This is a genomic window from Knoellia sinensis KCTC 19936, assembly GCF_000768705.1.
In the GTDB taxonomy this organism is placed as follows: domain Bacteria; phylum Actinomycetota; class Actinomycetes; order Actinomycetales; family Dermatophilaceae; genus Knoellia; species Knoellia sinensis.
Window position 1 is genome coordinate 1 of the sequence record NZ_AVPJ01000040.1, and the last position, 2,963, is coordinate 2,963.

A 2,963-nucleotide genomic window follows, 5' to 3' on the forward strand; every position below is an offset into this window, starting at 1 on the left:
GTCATCCGCCGGATCGACATCGTCACGAGGGTCAAACCGGTGGTTCGGGGCACGCCGGAGGTGGGCGGGACGACCACCCGCGCCAGCGGGTGCCAGACGTGTGGCGCTCAGGATGGTGCCGTCGTCGGTCGCATGAATCGCGGAGTGATGAGTGCCCGCACGGCGAGCAGGTTCGGCGAAGGTCGCATGCGCGCGGCGCGGTGGCCCGCCAAGTCAGGTGAGGCGGTGCTGAAGTTCTCGAACTGTCAGTGTGCGGACAAAGTAGCGTCGCCAACGCGATCCGGGGACCCAAGGGACGTCGTCCGTCTTCCAGTCGCGGGGTACGAGTTCGTCCCTGGTGGTTCCGCGGTCACGAAGCCAACGGTCAAACTCCGCGTCGGCACGAGCACTGGGTGCTGGCCCAGCAACGAGTGTGAAGAAGACGTGCTCGTCTGCTGTGACATGGGCAAAGAGGTCCGCGCAGGCTGCTGATCCCGTTGAGTGAATGCCGAGGATGTCTTCGCCACCACGCTCGGAGTAGAAGACGACCCATCCGTGCGGACGGCGATCGAGAACGAATGCATCGTCAACGTGGGCGCCAAAGAGGTGATAGTTGGCAGGGTTCACACCCAGCTCATCGAGGTGTCTCGCGAGTTCGTCTCGGGTCTGATGGAGAAGGCCCACGGTCCGATCATTGCAGGCCAGAGCTCCCTTGCCGCCACGCAGTGCCACCGATGCGGCCCCAGGGAGAACCAGCCACGGCACGCTGCAGTGCGCATGCCGGGAAGGCCATCGGCGATCAGTTCGATGCAAACATGCGCCAGAGAGAGCTCGGGCAGGATAGAGACCATGACAAGCGACTGGGACGCGCTGCTCGACGAGGAGGCCTCCAAGCAGTATTGGAATGCCCTGCAGGACTATGTTTTGGCTCAGCGGGCACTCGGTCCTGTCTACCCACCGCAGGACCAGGTCTTCGCCGCCTTGCGCGCGACTCCACTCGACCGAGTCCGGGTGGTGATCCTGGGACAGGATCCGTACCCCGGCACTGACGAAGCCAACGGATTGGCCTTCTCCGTCGGCGATGGCGTCGACGCTCCTGGGTCGCTCCGCAACATCTTCAAGGAGTTGGAGTCCGATCTCGGAACCAAGACGCCGAACCATGGCAACCTCACTCACTGGGCCAATCAGGGAGTGCTGCTTCTGAACACAGTTCTCACCGTGCGCGCAGGTGAGCGCCATTCACACAAGGGCCGGGGATGGGAGACCTTCACGGAGGAAGCCCTCCGTGCGGTCAGCGCCAAGGACGAGCCGGTCGTCTTCATGCTTTGGGGCAACAAGGCCAGGGCCAAGCGGAAGCTCATCGCCGCTCATCACGAGGTGATCGAGTCCTCACACCCATCTGGCATCTCGGCCTACAGGACCTCGGCACCGTTCTTCACGAGCCGCCCGTTCTCAAGAGCAAACACCTTCCTGAAGACAAGAGGACGTGGTGAGGTCGATTGGCAGATCCCCGACCTGGGTGATTGACGTGTCGCCGAAGGCAGATCAGTCGAAATCCCACTCCAGATCAGGTGGACCGATCATCCCCACCGTCTCGGCCGTGAGCGGCTCACTGCTCGTTCCGGCCGCGTATGCCGGTCCGATAGTCGGCACGACAACGAGATTTCCTCCAGCACGGTGTTCGCCTCGATGCTTGGGGTCGACGGGGTCGACGATCCACAAGTCCTGATACGGGTTGGGATAGGTGGTCTCCTCCTCAGGGATCAAACCGGAGCCCTGCCCGGTCAGGTAGTCGCTCGCGATGTCGATCGCCGCCCGGCGCTGGTGGGTCATCGCTGCAATGGCGTGCCGATCCGGCAGAAAGAGCGCGTCCCAATTCAATGGCGTCGCGTGCACGCGCTCCATGTTCAAGTGCGCTTCTCGCCATTCGCGATGCTCCTGCCTCGCGTCGGAAAGCAGCCACCTGCGAACCTCATCGACCGCTTCGCGCCATTTCTGCTCGTGGACATAGCCGATGACGTGGTACAGGACGCGGAGCCTGACATCGTCAACGCCATCAGGGTCGCCGGAACCGAACACTTCGCGAATCCGCTCCAACTGCCCGCGGCGTTCCAGTCCGATGCTCCGGCGCTTGTCCCGCCCGAAGGCAGCATCGGCACGCGCGGAGTCGTGTCCCTCCAAGTCGGCCAGAACCATTTCGTCTTCTCCGACCCAGTTCGCTGGATCCTTACCTCTGCTCATGCGCCCTCCTTCGCGACACCGTGGGCACAGCGTCCCACCCATCGCCGACACCCATGTCGTGCCCCAGCGACGAGGTGCTCGTAGCGATGCCACCAAGCCTTGGAGGGAACATGAACCCGCACCCCACGCGTGAGGACGCTCGTCGACGGTTGCACGAGGCTCAGCGCGCCGAAGCGACTGCGCTCGCGAAGACGACGAAGGCGTACGCCGCTCGTGCCCGTGTACAGCAGCGCGTCGATTTTGCCGACCAGAACATCGCCGAAGCTGTGGCCAAGCTGGCGGAGATCTCGGGCCTCGACCGGGCCGCGCAGCTCCTTGACCAGCCTCTCGGTGTAGTCAAGCGCGCGGTGCAGTCATCCGAGCGCAGCCGCTCGCGTAACAACACATCGCCTGAGACCTCGCCCTGACCACGCCCACCGCCACTGTGATGAGCTCGGTGCCTGCGGCAGGATGGCGAGTCATGTGGCGGACCGACCAGGCCCCGAACCTTGCTGCCGAATACCTCAGCAGTTTGGGCGATCGTTGGGAGCACGTTCAGACCGTGGGTCGGCTCGCCGACTGGATGATCGCGGAGCTCGGGCTCTCCCCCGAGATCGCGGCTGCCGCGTGGCTCCATGACATCGGCTACGCGCCCGCACTTGCCGTTACGGGCTTCCACCCGGTGGACGGCGCCACGTTCCTGGCCAACGAGGGCGCACCCAATCACGTCGTGTGAATCGCCCCGGGTCTGGTGGAGGCTCTCA

General features: G+C 64.2%; 4 protein-coding genes. 3 read left to right on the forward strand and 1 reads right to left on the reverse strand.

Annotated elements, in window-relative coordinates; all coding sequences use genetic code 11:
* The first annotated feature begins 480 nt into the window (after window positions 1-480).
* A complete protein-coding gene (locus N802_RS19020; RefSeq protein ID WP_211254466.1) occupies window positions 481-1,506 on the forward strand; it encodes a uracil-DNA glycosylase in 1,026 nt (341 codons plus the stop codon).
* A gap of 18 nt (window positions 1,507-1,524) precedes the next feature.
* Here the strand turns inward: N802_RS19020 and N802_RS19025 are convergent, their stop codons facing one another.
* Window positions 1,525-2,220, reverse strand: a complete 696-nt coding sequence (locus N802_RS19025; protein WP_156971531.1) for a hypothetical protein — start codon at window positions 2,218-2,220, stop codon at window positions 1,525-1,527.
* 110 nt (window positions 2,221-2,330) lie between these two features.
* On the opposite strand from N802_RS19025, the gene N802_RS19030 reads away from it, so the two are divergent.
* Entirely contained in the window at window positions 2,331-2,627 is a 297-nt protein-coding gene (locus N802_RS19030; RefSeq protein WP_035919626.1) for a hypothetical protein, read from the forward strand.
* Window positions 2,628-2,680: 53 nt separating this feature from the next.
* On the forward strand, window positions 2,681-2,935 hold the full coding sequence (locus tag N802_RS19035) for an HD domain-containing protein (protein ID WP_052110179.1): 255 nt from the start codon (window positions 2,681-2,683) through the stop codon (window positions 2,933-2,935).
* Window positions 2,936-2,963: the final 28 nt, after the last annotated feature.

Coding starts and splice junctions, on each gene's coding strand:
- N802_RS19035 (WP_052110179.1), top strand. CDS start 2,681: ATGTGGCGGACCGACCAGGCCCCGAACCTTGCTGCCGAATACCTCAGC.
- N802_RS19025 (WP_156971531.1), bottom strand. CDS start 2,220: ATGAGCAGAGGTAAGGATCCAGCGAACTGGGTCGGAGAAGACGAAATG.
- N802_RS19030 (WP_035919626.1), top strand. CDS start 2,331: ATGAACCCGCACCCCACGCGTGAGGACGCTCGTCGACGGTTGCACGAG.